Annotated in this window: 1 pseudogene; it reads right to left on the bottom strand. The window is 70.7% G+C overall.

The features are described from left to right. Positions 1–107: 107 nt before the first annotated feature. A pseudogene (locus CSC62_RS17655) lies at positions 108–461 on the bottom strand (methyl-accepting chemotaxis protein); the annotation flags it as partial.

Below are 461 nucleotides of genomic sequence, written 5' to 3' on the forward strand. Positions count from 1 at the left end.
GTCCGCAGGCCCCTGACGCCTGCATATCTGGCTGGGCGACGGAAGACCCCGCGCGGTGCCGCCTGTGCGGCGCATGGGGCATCCCATCCTTCCAGAACGCCTTTGCGTCAGGCACTGCGTGCGTAGTCGAAGCCGGCTGGCGCAGGCTGGATCGCCAGCACCGGCAATTGGTTCTCCGCGGGCAGAACCGACGATGCCGCGCCGGCCAGGCGGAACACCGCCACCGCCTCGCTCAGGCTGCCGGCCTGCTGCTCCAACGCACGCGACGCGGCGGTGGCCTGCTCCACCAGCGCCAGGTTCTGCTGGGTGCTGCGGTCCATCTGCGCCATCGCCTGGCCGACTTCGTCGATGCCGGCGGCCTGCTCCTGCGACGCCGCCGCGATCCCCGCCATCAACGCATTTACCTCGCTCACCGAAGTCATTACGCGGCCCATGGTGCGGCCGGCGTCGTGCACCTGCGC

Source organism: Pseudoxanthomonas jiangsuensis (assembly GCF_010093185.1).
Lineage (GTDB): Bacteria > Pseudomonadota > Gammaproteobacteria > Xanthomonadales > Xanthomonadaceae > Pseudoxanthomonas > Pseudoxanthomonas jiangsuensis.